The organism is Pedobacter sp. (assembly GCF_039594775.1).
GTDB lineage: Bacteria > Bacteroidota > Bacteroidia > Sphingobacteriales > Sphingobacteriaceae > Pedobacter.
Genome location: NZ_JBCNMT010000002.1, coordinates 493,365 through 515,242, shown reverse-complemented (window position 1 = coordinate 515,242; position 21,878 = coordinate 493,365). Strand labels below are relative to the sequence as shown.

Here is a 21,878-nt window from a genome sequence, read left to right as displayed (position 1 = left end):
AGCAGGGGAGAGATGCCGAAGGCAAAGAGGGGTTTAATGTGCTTTACTGGTTTTTCCAGTACGGTCGTATTTGCAGCAACCTGGCAAATTCTCGTAAGTTTCGTCTTTAGCTTTGTTTTTAGGTGTGTCGTGCCCCAAGCCAGCCACTTTTTGCTGAATGGCATCATTGCTGATCTTAGTGCTATCGTAGCTAACTGTTAGGATCTTGGTATCCTTGTCCCAAACCGCACTGCTAATAGCAGCATCCTTTAAGCCACTCTCAATACGTTTTTTACACATACCGCAGTTGCCTAATACTTTAATTTTGTCTGTTTTAGTTTGTGCAAAAGCTGCACTACCCACCATAGTTAATGCTACTACAGCAATCATTTTTAATGCTTTCATCATTTTAATTTTTTGTTGTTGTCCAAAAGCTCGCGCAGGCAAAGCATAAAGGAATCAACGGGTTAATAAATTGGTTTTTGGATAATTAAATGGCTTGGATAGCCGGATTGGGTTGTACATGATGCCATTTCGAACGCATGTGAGAAATCTGTAATCAAAAGCTTCAAGCTAAACGGATTTCTTTTTGCTACGCTAATCGAAAGGACGGAAGTAGCAAAAACCCAATCAAAAAAGAAAGAGGGTATCTTAAATTCTGTAGGTACAGTTTTTAATAAAAAGAGGGAGCTGCTGCCCTAAAGGAGGTGCATTGGCACTTACTTCGTACGCTATGGTACTTACCATTGGTATCACATCAACCATTACAGGTTTCAATGGTGGCAATACAAAAACATGCTGCTCAAATTTGTAGATCTGTGTATTTGCTTTCTGTGCTTGGTCTACCTTGGCCTGTTGTTGTACATCTTTACAACAAGATTTTTCAGAAGCTTCCTTTTTCTCCATTCCGCAGAAATCGCAAGCCGCCTGTTGTGAATGTACTAGGCTCCAATCAACCAGTTCGCCCATACAGTAATGAAGCTGCACACCAGCACCACTGGCTACTGCCAGATAGAAAAATGCCATTAAGGTGAATACAATCTTCTTCATTACACGGCAAATATGAAAAAAAACCTTGATAGGTTTTTATATAATTTTCAAAAACTGTTATAGAATTGACAAAAATGGATTTAGTTGGTTCATTGGTTCATTTGGTTAACTGTTTAAACCGGTTAATTGTTTAACTGATTAATTGTTTAAACTGGTTAATTGACTAACCACTAGCTCCTAATTACTAACCACTAGCCACTTGTACCTATCCACTAGCTCCTAACTTCTAATCCCTATTTCCTAATGAACCAATTACTAATTCCTAATCCCTAACTCCTAGCTCCTAACACCTAACTACTAACCACTAGTACCTAGTCACTAGTCCCTAACAACTATTTTCATATCTTCGCTATCAAAAAAAGACAAATGATTGCACACCACGTATTATTTTGGTTAAAAGCCGATACCACTGATGCCCAAAAAGAAGCTTTCTTAAAGGGTCTCAAAAGTTTAGAAGAAATAGAAGTTGTTAAAAGCTTCCATGTTGGAACACCTGCACCAATTGAACGTGCGGTAGTGGATACCACTTACACTTTCAGCTTAATTATTTTCTTTGAAGATTTAGCAGCACATGATGTGTACCAAGTTCATCCTATCCACAAAGCTTTCTTAGAAGAATTCAGAGTTTTCTTTGAGAAAGTAGTGATTTACGATGCACAATAAAATTAGAAAAGCCGAAGCAAAAACTTCGGCTTTTTTTATGGCCAATTTATTCAGTAGAAAAAAATATTACCACAGCCAAAACCTTTTGATTGGTTTACTGTTGTATAGTTATAAATCTTCAAAAAGTTTGTTTGGTTATGCCCACCGATGGATGTCAGTGGGCTTTATTTTTTTGTCTCCAAAGATTATAAACAAGTAAAGATTAGTTTTAAGCCAAGCTCAGTGCTTAAAACTATTTGGTCATCACTACATAAACAGTCCAAAACAAAATATTAATCCAAAAGAACAAAAAAAATCTTCTAATGATTTTAATCTTATTAAAAGATAAGGGAAGTAAATATAAAAGCAGAATAATTACAGGAAAAACAAGTACTGCCCCCATTGCAAATCGAAGTTCCACAGTTGAGCTAATAGGTGGAAATGGAAAATCTACCCCTAAAAGATGATATATAAGCGTACCTAGAGACATATAAGAGAAAATAATCCCAGGAATAATTAAGATTATGGCAAGTATTTTAAGTAATTTCATGTTCGTCATTATTTCCTCGCTCTGGTATAAGCATTTGCTTGTGCCTAATCAATCATTCAATTTCCAAAAGACACGTTTTTCAACAATAATCCCTAGCACTATTGTAAACATAACCCTCTGCACAGGAAACAAAACCGAAAGCTACTGATTCTAGTGCAAATATCCCATTATCTATTCTTCCATATAATTGCCCCAAAGCTTTATGGCTTGATTGTACTAGAAGGGGTCAAGAATAGGCCAGTCTACTCGATATCAATTACAAATTCGGCAAATCCTTTTACCTCAGGGTTTTTACTAGTTAAAGCATACGCTATAAGTTTAGGAAAGTCTTTTTGTTTCCTTTTAGCCAACATCGCACCATATTGCTGAGTGAGGGGTTCATTACTATTTAACATATCCAGAATCTCATTTTGATTAAGACTCAAATGGTTCAATAGATTAGTTAAGCCAAATTTATGCAATTCATAACCTTTAAGTTTGGCTGCCGTTACAAGCTCTATTCCGGCCTGCAATTGAGCATCCCCTGCATTAGTGAGCAGGTTCATAGCCAACACCTTTATGTTACCTTCATCATTATCGATACTTTTTATCAAATGAATAAACTCCTTTATATATTTTCCAGTGGCACAGAGTAAAATGCATTCCAAAGCATAATATTTGATATAGTTATCTTTGCTTTTAGTAAGAGGGATAACATATGGCAAGAGCGCACAGCTATTTGTGGCTAGTTCTGAAACTATCCAAATAACAGACTTCTGTATTGCTAAGTTCTCTGATTGTAGTAAAGACACTAAAGTATCCAAACTTAATCCTGCAAAATATTCCTGTAGAAGATCATAGGATTTCCCATACTTGAAAAATTTTTCAGGGTTAGCTTCTAAAGCTGCAATAAGTTGTTCTCCTTTGTTTTTTTTCACTATGTCCATTTAAAATTTTAGTTAATACTCTAATTAATCTTGTTTCCTGAGCAGCCCTACTTGCATGTCCATAGTAAACTCCCACTTAGCGCAAGTCTTAGCGCTAGAGGAAAGAGCAAAGACCTGACTTGGGATTTATTTATACCAATTTATACCAACTTACAACAAAGCAACTACTTACAGGCACAAGTCTCCCTACACCAAGCCCCACGAACAAGACTTGCGCCAAGGTGGGGCTGGATAATATCTTGCACTTACGGGGTTGTCTGACATAGCGTTACTATTTACTCTAAACTTCCTTTGTTACGGTAATTTTTCATCTGTGAATTTTGATTTAAAAGGGATTAAATCCCTTTTTCACATCATCCAATCTGACTTGAATAAATTGGGACAATGTTCTGTTTAAACTATGTACCCAAGGTCTCACTTCATATTCTCTATGAGGTAAGGAAGCCTCATATAAAATTGGGTCTATCTGATTTTCATCTAAATACACAAATAAAAATTGCTCACCAGCATTATATACGTCTACGATATAATATGGCCTATTGACAACTCTATTGTATTCTGGTAAATCGGCTCGTGCATCTAATTGCATCTCCTGTTGGCTATCATTTAAACCATAATCAAAGACAATGCAAAATTTTCCAGCTAAGAAAAGTAATTCTCTAAGAGCTTTAGGGAATTGATTCCCTCCATTGAATTCTTGTTCCAGCATTGTTATCTCTTGCATTGAAATAGGCTCATTCGCAAATGTTCCATCTGACGGATTATCCCTTAAATTCTTTAATACTTCTATATTCATAGATTTAATAATTTTTTTAGTTTTGGCATTGATGTGGCTTTATCATGAGCGTAAATTCGATATCTATAATCTTACCTTGTGACTTTGCATACTTTTGCAAGGATAAAAGATAACGTTGACAACTTGTACAACTATAAAGTACGGACTCCCCCCTTAGCAAGTCTTAGCGCTAGAGGAAAGAGCAAAGACCTGACTTGGGATTTATTTATACCAACTTACAACAAAGCAACTACTGACAGGCACAAGTCTTCCTACACAAACCTACAATGCTTGCGCTAGAAGAATTGTTTATAACTACCAAGATTTTTTAATCAAATCTATTGTTCTCTTTACAACATCCGACATCAAAACTTCTAGAAGCAAGGGGTCCTTTTCTTTTGCCTTTTCAACATTGAATGGCCAATCATCTAAATCAATTTCAATGTTATTTCCAAATGCCAATGAAGCTTCCACATTGTATAAAAAATCGTTAAAGAAAACATCAAATCCAGAGGCCACAACCGATGTATCCTCTGGAAACTCCGAAAAATAAACGATGGGGTGCCCACCTTTAAAAGTTACTTCTTTCAAATACCCAAAACCGATATTGGTGCTGCTACCCATAAATGGGACAATAACTCCGGCTATGTGTTGCCATTCATACCACTTATCCTTTAAGTTTTGGTCAAAACTGGGCGTAAACAAAATGTTTTTGAAACCATAAAATCTGTAATCCAAGATAGATGCACCATTTGTAATTTTCAAAAAATCCAATAACTGTAGGTCAAACTCCCCCGGAATTCTGCCAGGCAATTTCATTAATGTTTTTAAATCCTGTTGATACAAAACAACATCTTTTGGGTATTTATGAGCTAATTCATCTAATTTTTTTTGGTCTATCATCTGCCTATAGCATTAATATGTTGAGCAATTTTTTCCATTTCTATAGCAAACTTCATAACTTCTGCCTTTCTTAGCGCAAGTCTTAGCGCCAGAGGAAAAGCTACGGCCTGACTTGGGCTTTTATCATTTTATAACAGCGTTATTTCAAGAATTCCTTTACCATCTTCATAATCTATGGCACTACTATAGATATATGCTGAAGCACCCCCTTAGCGCAAGTCTTAATGCCCGAGGAAAAAGCCAAGGCCTGACTTGGGATTTATTTATACCAACTTACAACAAAGCAGCTACTGCCAGGCACAAGTCTCCCCCAACTAAACCACACGAACAAGACTTGCGCCAAAGTAGGTAGCCTACTATTCTTTACCGATACAAATTTTTTCTAATACTGATAATTAATATCCATGCTGTAATTAGTAAAATCCCAAGCTCCTTGCAGCATTTTTATAAGTGCATCTATTATTTTAATCAGTTCGGCTGTAGGAAATGGGTTTCTGCTATATAGTATTTTAAAATCTTTATCTTCTGTGGGAATTGCCTGTAATTCCGTTACGAAAATATATGATTCTTTACTTTTTAATGTAATCTTTACATTTTGCAAAACTTGAAGCATTGTTTGTTCTTCCGTAGGGGCCGTTATTATGTCATTGTACCAAGCTAGAACCATCCACCCGTTCTGAATGCCATTGATTTTGTTTTCAAAATTTTCTATTAATTCTTGTTTATTTGAAAAATTATGTTGTGTTTTTTTTGCTTCTATATATATAATAAATTGCTAACTGCACAAAAGCCTCATTAATTTCAAATCCTTTTTCATCTTTATAATGAAGGAATGTTCTTGCCATAATTTCAATAGTTTAATTTAATTAAAAAGTCCCCTCTTAGCACAGTTACTCTACACTAAATCTCAAACACAAGACTTACGCCAAGTGGTTAAACCGCTGGGCTTTGAAAATGCAATACTATTTTTCTAAAACAATGATTTAAATATCAATACAATTCCTAAAATAATCCCCAAAATAGCCCCAACGTACAGCTTAATATCATTTCCAAAACTACTTCTATATCCTTTTTTCGTTTCCTTAAGCATATAAAACAATAACCATATATTAAATAAAAGAAAGGCCGTCCCTGCTAAAAGCAATATTATTTCTTCAGAACTCATTATTTTTTTCTTTTGATTTATTATATAAAAAGTCTGTTATTTTATCCCATCCTTCTGAGATAAAGTTCAAAATACCTTGCCCCCCTTAGCGCCCAAGGAAAGAGCAAAGGCCTGACTTTGGATTTATCATTTCATAACAGCATTAATAGTTACCTCCCACTAACTCCCTAAAACAAGACTTGCGCCATAAGAACTACCTAAAAAACAAATAAAATGATATAACAATGTAAAATAATGTAATTACAAACCCGAACATCTTATCTTTTTTAGATAAATCTTTATAAGCTTCAGAAATTTCATTTTTTTCTTTCAAAAGAATAAAGTAGTTGAAGAGTAGTAGGACGCCAAAAATAAATAAGGAAATAATGGTCGCAGTCTCGTCAGACACAACATTATTTGTTCGTGATCTAAACAATGAAACAATGCTCATGACGTTAAGCAACTGCAAAAAGCAAAAGAATAGATATGCATTATAAAAACCCATTTTATCTTTGTCCTTTACGCTTAATATCAAAAATAAGAAATAATATATCCTCTTCATTTATTGTTTACTCTCTGCTGGCACACGAATACCGCGTGTGACTATTCCAACCTAATATACATAAGTACAACCATCGCTACACTGCTTACTAGAAGCAAGAGATTAAGCTTAATAACCTCTTTTCGGATTGTAAAAATCGTTAAAACTAATTTCATCTATTCGCCAATCCTTTCCCTCCCTATAACATTTCGAAGCAGTTATTTGCAAACTGTCAAACCAAATCCCATTAATTTCCTCTTCCTTTCTAATAGTAGGAACATCCCATTTAGTAACTAACAGGATTTGATAATCAGAAAATACCGATTGATTTTGAATCTCCAATTTCCCTCTAAAATAACTATAACTAATGCTATTGTTTTTATTCCAAATAGTACCGTGCAAAGTTCCGTTCTCAATGTTATAACCCTCCATAATATATAACGTATCTATTGTATTTCGTAAAAATGATGCGCTATCTTTTAAATAAACCCTATCCCTAGCATCACGTTTGTGAGCATTCAACTTAAATGTAGACTTATCATTACGACCTCCATTCTTCTTGTATATTTTTTCCGAAAGAGACGGAAAACTTATTTTCTGGGCACAACCAGAAATGCTCAAAAGCATAAATACAATAGACATAAAACCTAACACTAGCATTTTTGCTAAACCAAGACCTCCCTCTTGCCTATTCTTACTTAGAATTCTAAATAGCCAATATAATACATTCATTATCCTAAATCTCCAATACTAGGGAGACAGTAAATATCAAATTCAACATCAATATGATAATAATTCAATCTCTCTATTAATTTCTTATCAAATAGAAAATATGGATTTACTTCATAAAAATAACCATGGCAAACCAAATGGTTTTTAGGGAATCTCTTCAGTACACCCAACATTTCATCTTTTTTATCATCCAATAAATCTAACATCAATTCGATGGATGAATTCAAATAGCCTTTCGGAAATTGCCGATTATCAACCTTTAAAATCCATAAATTATATAAATTAAATTGACCGGGAATGGCATCTTTGCTTTTAAACTTAACTTTGTTTTCTCCTTTAATAAGGCATTCCGAAGATAATATACCCGTAAGATCAGTTACAATTCTGGGATTTTCCTCTTCCGTATCAATAATCAAAGTACAACCAAACTCATTTTGTTTTTCTATCATAAATATGGATTTCAATAGTTGCTTTGTTTTATGCTAAGCTAGCTAAAAACAAGTAACAAATTAACCTGTGGTTGGTGTTATCACCATACCGCTTAACTTCAGCATTTAATATATTACTATTATATTCCAGACCACTTGTTCTCTAGCAAAATCCACTTATTACTATCGCAAGAATATTCAAATATCACCGTTGCCCCGCCCCCATTTTTAAAAGCATAGTTATTTTTGCTATAGGTAATTATAAAATCTATTATATTAATCGTCATCCTGTTACCATTTAAGATGGGAAAGATTTTCCAAGCATTAATTCCCTGCTTCAAAAGCTTTTTATTTTGAGCTTCATACAAAGAAATATGTTTGAACTTCTTTCGCAACTCATCAGCGCTCAATAAATAAGGCTGGTCTTTCTCATCAATCAAATATATATTTGGGCGATAAACAGCCTTCTGCATCGCAATTGCAGAATCAATCATCACTTTACAATCATCCTTAGTTTGTCCGTAAGACGAGGTATACGTAAAAACGAGCACGATAAGTATTATCTTCTTCATAAGTTCCTTGTTGAAAAGTTTTCTCCTAAGCTAGCTAAAAACAAATGACAAATTATCATTCCCAATAAACAAATGAGCTATTGAACTAAACAACTTAACTACTTCTTTTCACCCACCCCACCTTCGGCACTTTCATCACCTCCATAGGCAAAACATCCTTTTTCTCATAGCTAACCACAACACCTTCCCTAATCGCAACAGTCTCCATGATATTGGCCCAATAATAACGTTTATCTTGCGAAGCAAAACTATCGTAACCACGTTTATCCAGCAAATGTAATTGACAAACACCCAACAACAATAATACCCCATGCACCATGGGTTCAAAGTTAAAACTAGCCTCCAAAGCCTCTTGCTTGCCCCCTACAGGAATAATCAACTCATCAATTACCATAGAAGAAGACATACCATTTTCCTCATTTAGAAAAAGTAGATAGAAACGCATAGCTGCAGCACTAGCACGAGGAACCAATTTTCCCTTCTCCAAAACCATATCATTCAAAGCTAAAACTACCTTTCCCACTTTAGGGTCGACATGCAATAAAGGCTTGATATTCAAATATGCGCTCCATTGGCTATAATTATTCACTCGCCATTTCTTCAACAAAGCCACATCGCCCGCACACATTTGTCTATTGCCTACCGTATGCAGGTGGTCAGTAGCATATAGCTCCAATAATTTCTTTTTCAAACGTCTAAAAACAACATCGCTACAAAACCAACTTTCATACTGCTTTAACAGCGCATAAATTTTAGAAGCCCATCCCATCATCTGCGAAAAATCACGGCTAGCGAGTTTAGAATTGGCAGAAAGCGCATAGGCTTTCCCCTTTTCGATTGATTTGTTTTTCATGAGGTAAATTGTTTATATTTAATCAGGCATTGTTCTGTGCCTATTCCATCCCTTACTTATTAAAAGTCCATAAAAGTGCGTACAAGTCCATAGAAGTCCGTACAAGTGTGTAGTTATGGTATTCCCCTTCTGTCCACCCTGTGTACTACTTCGCTGCAACTCCCACCCCAACAGCACATTACCTTAAGATAAGGATTATTCTGGCTTTAAGGGTTAACTTGTTAGTAAAAATCGAATAGGATAATACATCAATTCAGTTTCTAAAGTGGTAAATGACCAATGGTCAATAAACAATGAACAATCTGGAGGAAAATCAGCGTAATTTACGGGAGACAATTAGTCAGTTAAACAATCAATTACTATAAGATCCTTCGCTACGCTCTGGATGACAAGCGTGTCTACCAATCAGTAGCCTACTAAATACTAATTCCTAATCCCTAGTTCCTAACCCAAAAACCAAAAAACCCTCTTATCTTTGCATCATGAACTCCAAATCCATACTGATCATCGACGATGAAAAAAAGCTGTGCGACCTACTCGCACGCATTCTCGAATTAGAAGGATATACCGTTCATAAAGCCTATACAGGCAAAGAGGGGCTCCAGCTACTGCAACATCATGAAATTGGTGTAGTGCTATGCGACGTAAAACTGCCCGATTATAGTGGTATCGACTTGGTAGCCCTTATTAAACAACAAAAGCCCTACGTACAGGTCATTAACCTTACCGCTTATGGCACCATTGCCGATAGCGTGAAGGCCATGAAAAACGGTGCCTACGATTACATTACCAAGGGCGACGACAACGATAAAATTATTCCCTTGGTGGCCAAAGCTTTTGAGGCCGTATCCAAAGCCACTATAGCTACAACACAGCCCCATACCCCCAGCAAAGGATTTGAAAACATCATCGGGCAATCGCAAGCCATAGCGCATTGTATTGCCATGGCTAAAAAGGTAGCCGTAACCGATGCCAATGTATTGCTACTGGGCGAAACAGGTACAGGAAAGGAAGTATTTGCCAAAGCCATTCACCAAAGCAGTAAAAGAAGCCAAAACGAACTGGTAGCCATTAACTGTAGTGCCATCAGCGCCGATTTATTGGAAAGTGAACTCTTTGGTTATAAAAAAGGAGCCTTTACTGGCGCTTTACAGGATAAAAAAGGTTTATTGGAACAAGCCGATGGGGGCACCCTGTTTTTAGATGAAATTGGCGACATGCCCCTGCACATGCAAGCCAAAGTGCTAAGGGTATTGGAAGATGGTACCTTTATTAAATTAGGCGACCTACAGACCCAAAAGGTAAACATCAGATTGATTGCTGCTACCCACAAAAACCTCAGCGAAGAAATAGAAAAAGGCAATTTTAGGGAAGATTTGTATTACCGCCTATCCGTATTTACGCTGAACCTGCCCCAATTGAACCAAAGAGGTGATGATATTTTACTGCTGGCCAAACATTTTATTGCCCATTTTGCCCAAATCAACGGTACCCCAATGGCACAGATGAGCAAGGCTTTTCAGGACCTATTGTTACAGCATCAATGGAAAGGCAATATTCGCGAGCTGAAGAATACCATTGAAAGAACCCTTATTTTAAGTGAGCAAAATACGCTAGACGAAACATTACTGCCCTTCAACTTTAACCAACAAAGCAGCACCACAAGCTTGGATATGGCCAGTGTAGAAGAGCAGCACATTAAAAAAGTACTACAATACACCGCGGGTAATAAAACTGAAACCGCCCGCTTACTGGGCATTGGTTTAGCAACATTGTACCGCAAAATGGAACAGTATCACATTCCAAAGTTTTAAAATCAAAGCGTAACTCCCACAGTCTTGGCAACTTCTTTAAGAATTATCCACTATAATACTTCTATGTGTCTATGTGGTTTTATATTCTTTGTAAGGCTTACGTTCCAAAAAATGAACCACATAGGCACATAGAAAATTCAATCGCATCGTTAAAGTGTTTTATTCACTCACCAACGATAAAATACCGTCATTGCGAGGTACGAAGCAATCTCAATAGGCTCCAATTTTTTGGATAATGTCAAACCCAAGCAATCACTCTACGTTAACCTAAAATCGGCCTTGGCCTGTTCGGGATGTACCAATAAGCCCTACCATATAACTTTAACAGAACAGGGCGCAGCCGTGGCTTTTTTTGCATACTTTTTTCAGCTACTGGAAAAAAGTTTGTCCGCGAAGCGACAGAACCATTAATAGTACTAAATCATTTATAATCCTATTAAGATTGCTTCGTGCCTCGCAATGACGACAACGGTAAGTCATCCAACCTTTAGTTACTTGATAAAGTAGGACCCGCGGTAGCGACACCACTCCACTCAAAATGATAAACGAGCTTCTCAAAATGAGAAGCTTTTTTGATGCACCCCAAGCACCAAAACAAACCAACACACTCAACAACAATCAGTTAAACATCATCCATTCACTTTGGCACATCCCTAGCAAAGCACAGGAAAAACATAAAAATGATGATGACACTACTTCTCTTATTGGCCCTGCTCGTATGCATGTGGCTTTTCTTTAAAACAGTTGATTGGTTCGAAAAAATTTAACCCATGCTTATCCTATTCATTATTTCTGTAGCCGTATTCGCATACATGTTATACGTACTGCTCCATCCCGAAAAATTCTAAATCATGCAAACCGAAATCTTAGGCATCATAGCCACCTTTGCCCTCACCCTTCTCATTGGTATCCCCTTGGGCAGTTACATTGCAAAGGTATTTGCTGGCCAACGCGTATGGACGAACGTGCTGGCACCCCTCGAAAAGTTCATCTATAAACTCTCAGGCATCAATCCAAACGAGCAAATGGATTGGAAACAACATCTTAAAGCCATGCTTACCATTAATGCCCTATGGTTGGTATATGGCTTCTTCGTATTGATCAATCAAGACAAACTGCCACTCAATCCCGACGGCAACCCGGGCATGTCGCCCCATTTAGCCTTTAACACCATTATTAGCTTTGTGGTCAACTGTAACCTACAGCACTACAGCGGCGAAAGTGGTGTAAGCTACTTGGTACAGCATTTCATCCTCATGTTCCTGCATTTTGTTTCCGCAGCAACAGGTATGGCCATTGCCATTTCCTTCTTTAAAGCCTTTAAGGAAAAAACTACCACTAAACTGGGCAACTTTTGGCAACACTTTACCCTATCCATTACCCGAATTTTATTACCAATAGCTGTAGTGGTTGCCCTTATATTGGCATTTAATGGTGTTCCTGCATCTTACGAAGGGAAAGACCAAATCGTCAGTTTACAAGGCGACAGCGTGTCGGTAAGTAGAGGCCCCGCGGCGCCAATGGTGGCCATTAAACATTTGGGAACTAACGGAGGAGGTTGGTTTGGTGCGAACTCGGCCCATCCGTTAGAAAACCCTAACTACCTTACCAACATGACCGAGGCCATTGCCCAAATGATCATCCCCATTGCCATGGTCATTGCCTTTGGACTATTCATTGGCCGTAAAAAACTGGCCTGGTCTATTTTTGGGGTCATGACAGTGGGCTTTTTACTCCTCCTGCTCCCTACCCTACAAAGTGAACTGGGCGGAAACCCGAACATTACCAAAATGGGGATAGCCCAAAGTACGGGTGCCATGGAAGGTAAGGAAGTACGCTTTGGTCCTGCTGCCAGTGCTTATTGGAGTACCATTACCACGGTAGTAAGTACGGGTTCGGTAAATAGCATGCACGACAGCACCATGCCGCTTACGGGTTTATACCAACTATTGGCCATGATGATCAACGCTATTTACGGAGGCTGTGGCGTGGGCTTGCTCAATTATTTCGTTTACCTCGTGATTGCGGTATTTATAGCAGGGCTTATGGTAGGCAGAACGCCCGAATTTTTGGGCCACAAGCTAGAAGCCAGAGAAGTGAAAATTGCCGCTTTGGTTACTTTGATCAGTCCCTTTTTAATCATGTGCGGTACTGCTTTGGCAGCATATACCTTTAGCCAGTACGGACAAGCCCCTTGGGAAGTAGCTCCTTCAGCATGGCTCAACAATCCCAGCTTTCATGGCTTTTCCGAAATGCTGTACGAGGTAACCTCGTCCAATGCCAATAATGGTTCTGGTTTCGAAGGTTTGGGCGACAATAATACTTTTTGGAACGTACTCACTGGTTTTGTGCTATTGTTTGGTCGGTTCATTCCAATCATAGGCCCATTGGCCATTGCAGGTCTGTTGGCAAAGAAAAAATACATTCCAGAAAGTGCAGGCACCCTGCAAATAGACACCAAAACCTTTGCACTCATGACCTTCACCATTATCGTGATCCTCAACGCACTGTCTTATTTCCCTGCATTGGCCCTAGGCCCTATTGCAGAATACTTTACAATGATCAAATAAAACGATGGAACATCAATCAACACGGCTATTAAATGCTACACTAATTAGCGTAGCCGTTAAACAATCCTTTGTGAAACTTAACCCGCTCACCATGATGAAAAATCCGGTAATGTTTACCGTTGAAATTGGCACCATCATTATGGCAGGCGTAAGTATCTATAGTTTAAACAATACCTCTCAAGGCAGCTTTACCTATAACCTATGTGTGTTTTTGGTACTGTTTGCTACCCTATTATTTGCCAATTTTGCCGAAGCCATTGCCGAAGCCCGTGGTAAAGCACAGGCCGACAGCTTACGTAAAACGAGAGAAGAAACACCCGCACGTTTACTTTTGGCCGATGGCAGCATTCAAACCATTTCCAGTAACGCGCTACAAAAAGATGATATTTTTATTTGTGATGCAGGCGAGATCATCCCTACCGATGGTGAAATTATGGAAGGTATTGCTACCATCGACGAAAGCGCCATTACAGGTGAATCGGCCCCTGTCATTAGAGAAGCTGGAGGCGATAAATCTTCGGTAACTGGAGGCACTAAAGTACTTTCCGACCAAATTAAGGTAAAAGTAACCGCCCAACCAGGCGAGAGCTTCCTAGATAAAATGATTGCATTGGTAGAAGGTGCCTCAAGACAGAAAACACCCAATGAAATTGCCCTTACCATCCTATTAGCCAGCTTCACCTTAATTTTCATTATTGTTTGTGTGACCTTAAAACCCTTTGCCAACTATGCACAAACGCCCATCACTATTGCGGCTTTAATCGCTTTGTTTGTGTGTCTAATACCTACTACCATTGGTGGTTTGCTCTCTGCCATTGGCATTGCAGGAATGGACAGAGCGTTAAGGGCCAATGTCATTACCAAATCGGGCAAAGCAGTGGAAACTGCTGGCGATATTGATGTACTCCTGCTAGATAAAACAGGAACCATTACCATTGGCAACAGAAAAGCTACGGCTTTTTATCCTATTCCAGAGGTAGATGAACTGGAATTCATCAGGTTAGCGGCCTTGGCCTCCCTAGCCGACCAAACCCCAGAGGGAAAATCTATTTTGGAACTGGCACAAAACACCTATCCCAATTTGGTATTGACCCCTCCCGCTAACGCTACCTTTATTGCCTTTACCGCCGAAACACGCTCCAGCGGCATCGATACTGGCGACGGACTCAGCATCAGAAAAGGCTCCTTTGATGCCATGAAACTCTTTGCCCAAAAGCATCACTTTGAAATGCCTTCGGCACTGATTGTTCAAGTAAAACAGATTGCCGAAAATGGCGGTACCCCTTTAGTATTGAGCAGAAATCACCAACCCTTGGGCGTGATCGAATTGCAGGACATTATTAAACCTGGCATTAGCGAACGCTTTGAGCGCTTACGTAAAATGGGCGTTAAAACCGTAATGGTCACTGGCGACAACCCTTTAACCGCCAAATACATTGCCGAAAAAGCAGGGGTAGATGATTTTATTGCAGAAGCAAAACCAGAAGATAAAATGAACTACATTAAGGCCGAGCAGCAAACAGGCAAGCTGGTAGCTATGATGGGCGATGGCACCAACGATGCACCGGCCCTAGCACAGGCAGATGTAGGCGTAGCCATGAATAGCGGTACCCAAGCGGCTAAGGAAGCTGGCAACATGGTAGACCTCGATAATGACCCCACCAAGCTCATTGAAATTGTAGAAATAGGCAAACAACTGCTCATCACCAGAGGTACCTTAACTACATTTTCCATTGCCAATGATGTAGCCAAATATTTTGCCATTGTACCTGCCCTTTTCATTGCGGCCATTCCCGCCCTACAAGGCTTGAATATTATGGGCCTTAAAAGTCCAGAAAGTGCCATCCTCTCCGCAGTGATTTTCAATGCCATTATTATTCCGCTGCTGATCCCTTTGGCCCTGAAAGGAGTAGCCTACAAGCCCATTGGTGCCAGCGCATTATTACGCCGCAACCTCTTTATTTATGGTTTAGGTGGTATCGTCGCCCCTTTTGTAGGCATTAAATTGATTGATTTATGTATTGGCTTATTTATTTAAGCCCTAATCATTATGAACATGAAAAAGTATCTTCTTCCATCTATCCGTATTACCCTTGTATTTACCGTAATCCTATGTGTACTCTATCCGCTATTCATCAGCTTTGCGGCCAAACTAAGCAAGGGACAGGGCAATGGCGAAAAACTCGAACTTAATGGTAAAGTGGTAGGCTATAAACAACTCGGACAATCGTTTACCAAACCCCAATACTTTTGGGGCCGTCCATCGGCAGTAAACTATAATGCCACAGGTTCTGGAGGTTCAAACAAAGGCCCTAACAATGCCGACTACCTCAAAGAAGTCAACAATAGGATTGACACCTTGTTGAAATACCACAATGGTCTACAAAAAAGCGACATTCCTGTAGAACTGATTACCGCTTCAGGCAGTGGCTTAGATCCTAACATTTCCGTGGAAGGGGCTAAAGTACAGGCCAAGCGCATTGCCCAATACCGTCAAATCCCTTTATCAAAGGTGATGAAATTGATTGACCTTCAAACCGAGCAGCCGCTACTTGGACTCTTCGGCCCTTCAAAAATTAATGTGCTTTCCTTAAACATTGCACTAGATCAGCTTAACGATTAATATGTATCATCAAATAAAGTGTCTTTCTAACTGACCCTGAAATAAATTCAGGGTGACGTAAAGTTCGCGTTCCGTCATGCTGAATTTATTTTACTATATAGCTTTCCGCTTCGCTACAGGTCAGCATCAGCTTCTAAGTCGTTTTACATTCCAACTCAGATTAAAACAATCATCATGAAAAAAATACTTTTCTCAGCAACAGCCCAGCTATTAAACAATGTCAGGCCTAAGCAATACCTCTACGTTCTCCCAAAATCGGCCTTGGCCTGTTCGGGATGCACTGATAAGCCCAACTACTGACATTAACAGAACAGGGCGCAGCCGTGGCTTTTTTTGCATACTTTTTTCAGCTACAGGAACCTGAGCTTGCGAAAGCATTAAGACAAATAAAGCAATAAATACTACTTAATAAAAGTAGGACCCGCAGTAGCGACAGAACTATAAATAGTAGCAGAACAACATTATATCAATAATCATGAAAAAGATATTCATTTTAATACTAACTACATTTTCACTAACTCAGGTTTTTGCACAACAATCACCATTAACTCTATCCGGTTACATTGAAACCTATTACACCTACGACTTCAACAAACCCAGTAATAACCAACGTCCAGGTTTCATTTACAGCCATAACCGCCATAACGAAATCAACCTTAACCTTGCCTTCATCAAGGCCAATTACCAAACCGAGCAATTGAGGGCCAACCTCGCTCTAGCTCTAGGCACCTACATGACTGCCAACTATACCGCAGAACCTGATGTGATGAAAAACGCTTATGAAGCCAATGCGGGAGTTAAGCTCTCTAAGACTGCCAACCTTTGGCTAGATGCTGGGGTGTTCAGTTCGCACATTGGCTTTGAAAGTGCCATCTCCAAAGATTGTTGGGTACTTACCCGGAACATTGTTTCCGAAAACACCCCCTATTTTGAAACAGGCGCCAAACTCAGCTATGCTACCGATGATCAAAAGTTTAGCGCTACCCTATTATACCTCAATGGTTGGCAGCGCATTAAACGGGCAGATGGTCAATCGAAACCTGCGGGTGGCCTGCAATTGAATTTTAAAGCTAGCGATAAAATCACCCTGAACTATAGCAACTACTTGGGTTACGAAGGTACAAACGCCTTACGCACCCAACGCTTTTACCACAACCTATATGGGGTTTTTCAGTTAAGTAATCAGTTTGGTATTACCGCTGGGATTGACTATGGCACACAGCAGGTAACCCGAGGCAGTAGCGAAAAGAAAGAAGTACTTGCCCCCGTGATCATTGCTAGATACGCCTTCTCTCCTACTTGGGCATTAGCCGGAAGATATGAATACTATAAAGACAAACAAGCCATGATCGTTACAGGTATTAATCCTGATGGATTTAAGGTAAACGGTTATTCTTTAAATATTGATTATAGCCCGTTCAAACAAGCATTGCTTCGTTTAGAAGGAAAGGTATATCAAGGTGACAACCAATTTATCAGGAACAATAGCCCTGTAGATTATAACGCTAGCATTACCACCAGTTTAGCCATTTCATTTTAAAAACATGTCAACAAATTCTCCATCCCACACTCATTTCCTTGAGCTACTGCAAAAATCAAAGCGTGGCCATCTCAAGATCTACTTGGGCATGAGCGCTGGCGTGGGGAAAACCTACCGGATGCTGCAAGAAGCCCATAGCTTATTGCAGCATCATATTGATGTACAAATTGCTTATGTAGAAACTCATGGCCGCTTTGAAACAGAAGCTTTGGTAAAAGGTTTACCGCTTATTCCACGCACCCAATTGTTCCATAAAGGTAAAGCGCTGGAAGAATTAGATTTACAGGCGGTACTCATCCGACATCCAGAAGTGGTAATAGTCGATGAATTGGCCCACCACAATGTACCTGGCAGTAAAAACGAAAAGCGTTGGCAAGATGTAGTCGATATTTTAGATGCAGGTATTTCTGTAATCACCGCCGTGAACATCCAACACCTGGATAGCTTAAACGACCGAATGCTGCAGATCAGCGGTGTAACCATTACGGAAACCATCCCCGATCAATTACTTAAAATAGCCGATGAAGTTGTAAACATCGACTTAAGTGTAGATGAACTGATTGCCAGACTTAAAGCAGGGAAAATCTATCAGGAAGATAAAATTACCAGGGCCTTAGCAAACTTCTTTAAAAAGGAAACCATTATACAGTTACGTGAACAAGCTCTAAGTACCGTGGCTTCCTATCTAGACCAAAAAATTACCCAAAAACATTTGGGCAATGTAAGGCAGGAACGTTTTTTGGCCTGTATCTCGTCTAACTGGAAAACCGCACAGTTCATTATCCGTAAAACTGCTAAACTGGCCAACTACTACCGTTCGCCATGGATAGTCCTATACGTGCAAACAGAAAACGAGCAGCTCAGTAAAATTGCCTTGGATAAACAGCGACATCTCATCAATAACTTTAAACTAGCTACAGAGTTAGGCGCCGAAGTGATGAAGGTAAAAAGCAACCAGGTGGCACAGGCTATTATTGAAGTGGTAAATGAAAAGAAAATCACGACGCTTTGTATCGGCAAACCACATTTCCATTGGATAGACCTCATTACCCGTCGCTATCTTTTAAATAAATTGTTAAAAAACATCGCCAACCGAAGTATCGATTTGGTAATTTTATCCTAATTCAAACGCCATGAAGCTTAAAACAAAACTCAGGTTGGGCATTGGTTTCCTTTTTATCATTTTGATATTATTTGGCGCCATTTCCCTGTACCAAATCAATCGCATTTCTGAAAGTGCCGCATTGATTTTAAAAGACAACAACCACTCCCTGCAATATGCCAAGTCTATGCGACTGCTTATTGACAAGGATAGTCTAAAGAGCAGCGCTTCCAAAACGGCATTTGCCAAATTGCTCACACAAGAAAGGCAGAACATTACCGAAACTGGTGAAGGGAATGCCGTTAACGAGTTGGAAAAAGCCTACGGTCGTTTACAGTTACAAACCAATGCGAACGAACTGGCCAACATCAAAGCGGCTATTTATCAGATAGAAGACCTGAACATGCAGGCCATTGTGAATAAAAGTCAGCAATCGGAGAAAACCGTGGCGCAATCTACATTGTACCTTGGTTTAGCAGCCTTCATTTTCTTTCTTATCCTGTTCACCTTCATTGTAAGCTTCCCCGGCTTTATTGCCAACCCCTTGGCCCAGTTGCTGGAAGGGATTAAGGAAATTTCTCTAAAGAACTATAAACAACGTCTGCACATTAAGGGCACCGATGAATTTACACAGCTTGCTACTGCCTTTAACGACATGGCCAAAAAGCTAGACCAATGGGAAAACAGCAATGTGGCCAAGCTCAAATCAGAAAAACTACGTATAGAAACCATTATTGAACAAATGCAGGATGCCGTAGTAGGAATTGATGAAAAAGGAACCATCATCTTCTTAAATAAACTGGCCAGCGAATTATTGAATATTGAGGCAAGCCTAATGCTCGGCAAAAATGTAGAGGAAGTAGTTAAACAAAATTCTTTGATGAAAACCATTATCGAGAAAAAGGACAGCACCCTCCTACAGATTGTAATGAACCAAAAGCCGCAGTTCTTTAGCGTAGAACACAACGACATTAATATTCCTGAAACGCTTGAGGAAGAAAACGACATTTCCTTTACAGAAAAAACGGCTGGTAAGGTGTTTATCTTAAAAAACGTGACCGATTTTAAAGAACTAGACCAAGCCAAGACCAATTTTATGGCCACCATTTCGCATGAACTTAAAACACCCATATCTTCTATTAAAATGAGCTTAAAGTTGTTGGAAGACAGTCGTGTGGGTTCGCTGAACCAAGAACAGCATCACATGATCAACCACATTAATGATGATGCTAACAGATTACTCAAAATAACTGGAGAACTGTTAGATCTTGCACAGGTAGAGACGGGCAACATTAAACTCAACATACAGCAAAGCGATGCGAAACAGATTTTAGATTATGCCCTAAACGCAGTTAAATTACAAATGCAGCAAAAGCATATTGAGGTAAAACTAGTCGTTCCAGCTCAGTTGCCTATGTTACATGCCGACCAAGAAAAGTCGGCTTGGGTACTGGTTAATTTCCTCAGCAACGCCATTAGGTATAGCGGGAATAATTCAAACATCGACATTACTTTAAAAGAAGTGGAGCACATGTTGGTTTTTAGCGTCCGCGATTACGGAAAAGGCATAGAAGCACAATACAAAAACGAATTGTTCAAACGCTATTTCCAAGTACCTACAGATGGGCAACATAAATCAGGTTCGGGACTTGGTTTAAGCATTTCCAAGGATTTCATTGAAGCGCAACAAGGAAAAATATGGGTAGATAGTGAATTGGGCGAAGGCAGTACTTTTAGTTTTTCATTGCCTGTGGTTTAGTATTAAGCATCAATAAAAAAGCTCAACACTTATCGTATTACAGCTTTGAAGTACCGATAAAGAGGAATACTTTGAACATTTAAAACGCTTTCTATCGTTAATAGAACCCATAATTGAGGATTTGGAACGTAAAGGATTCATATAAAAAGAGTATGAAAATTTTTCATTTTTTCATCAAGGAGACCTTTACCAGATTATGTTAGAACAAAAAATTTGGCAGATATGATAAATTGTAGTTTTGATTTATTTTAAAGTTTGTATAATCATAAGCGAATATAAAATCGAGAAATCTTAAGTTTGGAGAACGTTAGACATCGGACAACATTTCCAATTGCTTTAAAATATCATATTTAAATTTGCTCAAAGGTCTTTTGTGAAAATCTTTATTCTCATAATACACTCCAAAAAGTAAACGATATACTTCGCCTTTCGTCAATCTTTGATCCAAGAGTTTATGCATTGTTGCTATGTATGCCCTCGAATAGTTCTTCTTTATTATTAATAATTCTTCAAGTTCCGAATGGTGAGTATTATATATTTCATCAACATACATCGACTTAAGAGTATCTTTTGACTTAGAAGCTTTTCCAGGTGAGTTTTGCACGAAAACCCTATATTTGTTTAGTTTGGTGGAATAGAAGTATCCAAACTGAAAATCGTTGTTCTGAGTTACATCAACATACGGATGGATATGATCTATCAGATTAAGTTGTATAGTTCCTTTAACCGAACTATTGCAAGAGTAACATGATGGAATCAGATTTTGAAATGAAACTGCAAGCAATGGAAAATCTACTTTCGGATACCAATGATCTAACGTCGGCCTCGTGATGCACTGTCCATTTGCCTTGAGAATTACTGTGGACGTATATGCCCTGTTACAATAGGTACACGTATTTCTATCTAGATTTTGGGATAATGTATAAGCATTATAATGTTTGTTTTTTTTGTCGATGAACCAATCATAATCTAATACATTCTTTAAGTCCTTAATAATATTAAACACCAATTGTGCTTGTGCTTTATGGGGTCCATTATAACTCGAATGTATATGCTTTTTATCAAAGTATGGTCGCCAAGTTTGATGATTATAATTTGGAAAGATTGAAGTCCAAAAACGATCATTTACAGATAACAATGTTGTAGGATCCCCCGTTAATATTTCAGACAAATTGATGTGATTGCCTAAAAAAGCAGTTATCGCTGGGTTCAATGTAAGAGTTTCCAATCTAGAATCGCATATACTACATTGCCCACGAGGTAACAAGCAGCGAGGGTTACCTATCCGACGGCCTACATAGCATTTAAATTTTTGAAAATGAACATCTCTTGCATTAGCAATTTGTGCTAGTTTTAAATCTAGATAAAACATACA

The 21,878-nt window shown here is 38.8% G+C and carries 22 protein-coding genes; 9 read left to right on the top strand and 13 right to left on the bottom strand.

Annotation, left to right across the window (positions count from 1 at the left end):
• Positions 1 to 33: 33 nt before the first annotated feature.
• Together ABDV71_RS08310 and ABDV71_RS08305 are read right to left on the bottom strand one after the other, a co-directional pair.
• The gene (locus tag ABDV71_RS08310) at positions 34 to 387 is read right to left on the bottom strand and encodes a cation transporter (RefSeq protein ID WP_343531987.1); all 354 of its coding nucleotides are present in this window, start codon (positions 385 to 387) and stop codon (positions 34 to 36) included.
• 243 nt (positions 388 to 630) lie between these two features.
• Positions 631 to 1,029 carry a hypothetical protein gene (locus ABDV71_RS08305; RefSeq protein WP_343531986.1) on the bottom strand — a complete coding sequence of 133 codons (399 nt, stop codon included), beginning with the start codon at positions 1,027 to 1,029 and terminating at the stop codon, positions 631 to 633.
• Between the two features lie 366 nt (positions 1,030 to 1,395).
• Here ABDV71_RS08305 and ABDV71_RS08300 point away from each other — a divergent pair, with 366 nt between their 5' ends.
• Entirely contained in the window at positions 1,396 to 1,692 is a 297-nt protein-coding gene (locus ABDV71_RS08300; RefSeq protein WP_343531985.1) for a Dabb family protein, read from the top strand.
• A 232-nt stretch (positions 1,693 to 1,924) separates the two neighbouring features.
• Here ABDV71_RS08300 and ABDV71_RS08295 read toward each other — a convergent pair whose 3' ends face one another.
• From ABDV71_RS08295 to ABDV71_RS08250, 10 genes are all read right to left on the bottom strand, one after another.
• Positions 1,925 to 2,221, bottom strand: a complete 297-nt coding sequence (locus ABDV71_RS08295) for a hypothetical protein (protein WP_343531984.1) — start codon at positions 2,219 to 2,221, stop codon at positions 1,925 to 1,927.
• Positions 2,222 to 2,463: 242 nt separating this feature from the next.
• Entirely contained in the window at positions 2,464 to 3,147 is a 684-nt protein-coding gene (locus ABDV71_RS08290) for a hypothetical protein (RefSeq protein WP_343531983.1), read from the bottom strand.
• Positions 3,148 to 3,472: 325 nt separating this feature from the next.
• The gene (locus tag ABDV71_RS08285; RefSeq protein ID WP_343531982.1) at positions 3,473 to 3,943 is read right to left on the bottom strand and encodes a hypothetical protein; all 471 of its coding nucleotides are present in this window, start codon (positions 3,941 to 3,943) and stop codon (positions 3,473 to 3,475) included.
• Positions 3,944 to 4,237: 294 nt separating this feature from the next.
• Positions 4,238 to 4,825 carry a hypothetical protein gene (locus tag ABDV71_RS08280; protein WP_343531981.1) on the bottom strand — a complete coding sequence of 196 codons (588 nt, stop codon included), beginning with the start codon at positions 4,823 to 4,825 and terminating at the stop codon, positions 4,238 to 4,240.
• 382 nt (positions 4,826 to 5,207) lie between these two features.
• Positions 5,208 to 5,438 (bottom strand): hypothetical protein, encoded by a 231-nt coding sequence (locus ABDV71_RS08275; protein WP_343531980.1) that lies wholly within the window; start codon positions 5,436 to 5,438, stop codon positions 5,208 to 5,210.
• 357 nt (positions 5,439 to 5,795) lie between these two features.
• Positions 5,796 to 5,990 (bottom strand): hypothetical protein, encoded by a 195-nt coding sequence (locus ABDV71_RS08270; RefSeq protein ID WP_343531979.1) that lies wholly within the window; start codon positions 5,988 to 5,990, stop codon positions 5,796 to 5,798.
• Positions 5,991 to 6,639: 649 nt separating this feature from the next.
• A complete protein-coding gene (locus ABDV71_RS08265) occupies positions 6,640 to 7,152 on the bottom strand; it encodes a hypothetical protein (protein WP_343531978.1) in 513 nt (170 codons plus the stop codon).
• Between the two features lie 89 nt (positions 7,153 to 7,241).
• Positions 7,242 to 7,691, bottom strand: a complete 450-nt coding sequence (locus tag ABDV71_RS08260; RefSeq protein ID WP_343531977.1) for a DUF4279 domain-containing protein — start codon at positions 7,689 to 7,691, stop codon at positions 7,242 to 7,244.
• 119 nt (positions 7,692 to 7,810) lie between these two features.
• Entirely contained in the window at positions 7,811 to 8,242 is a 432-nt protein-coding gene (locus ABDV71_RS08255) for a hypothetical protein (protein WP_343531976.1), read from the bottom strand.
• 94 nt (positions 8,243 to 8,336) lie between these two features.
• Positions 8,337 to 9,095 carry a hypothetical protein gene (locus ABDV71_RS08250; RefSeq protein ID WP_343531975.1) on the bottom strand — a complete coding sequence of 253 codons (759 nt, stop codon included), beginning with the start codon at positions 9,093 to 9,095 and terminating at the stop codon, positions 8,337 to 8,339.
• Positions 9,096 to 9,577: 482 nt separating this feature from the next.
• On the opposite strand from ABDV71_RS08250, the gene ABDV71_RS08245 reads away from it, so the two are divergent.
• From ABDV71_RS08245 to ABDV71_RS08210, 8 genes are all read left to right on the top strand, one after another.
• Complete coding sequence (locus ABDV71_RS08245; protein ID WP_343531974.1) at positions 9,578 to 10,909, top strand: sigma-54 dependent transcriptional regulator; 1,332 nt, start codon at positions 9,578 to 9,580, stop codon at positions 10,907 to 10,909.
• Between the two features lie 559 nt (positions 10,910 to 11,468).
• Entirely contained in the window at positions 11,469 to 11,648 is a 180-nt protein-coding gene (locus ABDV71_RS08240; protein ID WP_343531973.1) for a hypothetical protein, read from the top strand.
• A gap of 112 nt (positions 11,649 to 11,760) precedes the next feature.
• Complete coding sequence (gene kdpA / locus ABDV71_RS08235) at positions 11,761 to 13,479, top strand: potassium-transporting ATPase subunit KdpA (protein ID WP_343531972.1); 1,719 nt, start codon at positions 11,761 to 11,763, stop codon at positions 13,477 to 13,479.
• A gap of 4 nt (positions 13,480 to 13,483) precedes the next feature.
• Positions 13,484 to 15,517 carry a potassium-transporting ATPase subunit KdpB gene (gene kdpB / locus ABDV71_RS08230; RefSeq protein ID WP_343531971.1) on the top strand — a complete coding sequence of 678 codons (2,034 nt, stop codon included), beginning with the start codon at positions 13,484 to 13,486 and terminating at the stop codon, positions 15,515 to 15,517.
• An 18-nt stretch (positions 15,518 to 15,535) separates the two neighbouring features.
• On the top strand, positions 15,536 to 16,102 hold the full coding sequence (locus tag ABDV71_RS08225) for a K(+)-transporting ATPase subunit C (protein ID WP_343531970.1): 567 nt from the start codon (positions 15,536 to 15,538) through the stop codon (positions 16,100 to 16,102).
• A 475-nt stretch (positions 16,103 to 16,577) separates the two neighbouring features.
• Positions 16,578 to 17,642 (top strand): porin, encoded by a 1,065-nt coding sequence (locus ABDV71_RS08220; protein ID WP_343531969.1) that lies wholly within the window; start codon positions 16,578 to 16,580, stop codon positions 17,640 to 17,642.
• Between the two features lie 4 nt (positions 17,643 to 17,646).
• Positions 17,647 to 18,765 (top strand): sensor protein KdpD, encoded by a 1,119-nt coding sequence (locus ABDV71_RS08215; protein WP_343531968.1) that lies wholly within the window; start codon positions 17,647 to 17,649, stop codon positions 18,763 to 18,765.
• A gap of 10 nt (positions 18,766 to 18,775) precedes the next feature.
• Complete coding sequence (locus ABDV71_RS08210) at positions 18,776 to 20,503, top strand: ATP-binding protein (protein WP_343531967.1); 1,728 nt, start codon at positions 18,776 to 18,778, stop codon at positions 20,501 to 20,503.
• Positions 20,504 to 20,810: 307 nt separating this feature from the next.
• On the opposite strand, the gene ABDV71_RS08205 is transcribed toward ABDV71_RS08210, so the two are convergent.
• Positions 20,811 to 21,875: a hypothetical protein gene (locus tag ABDV71_RS08205; RefSeq protein WP_343531966.1), complete on the bottom strand. Its 1,065-nt coding sequence runs from the start codon at positions 21,873 to 21,875 to the stop codon at positions 20,811 to 20,813.
• Between the last annotated feature and the right edge of the window lie 3 nt (positions 21,876 to 21,878).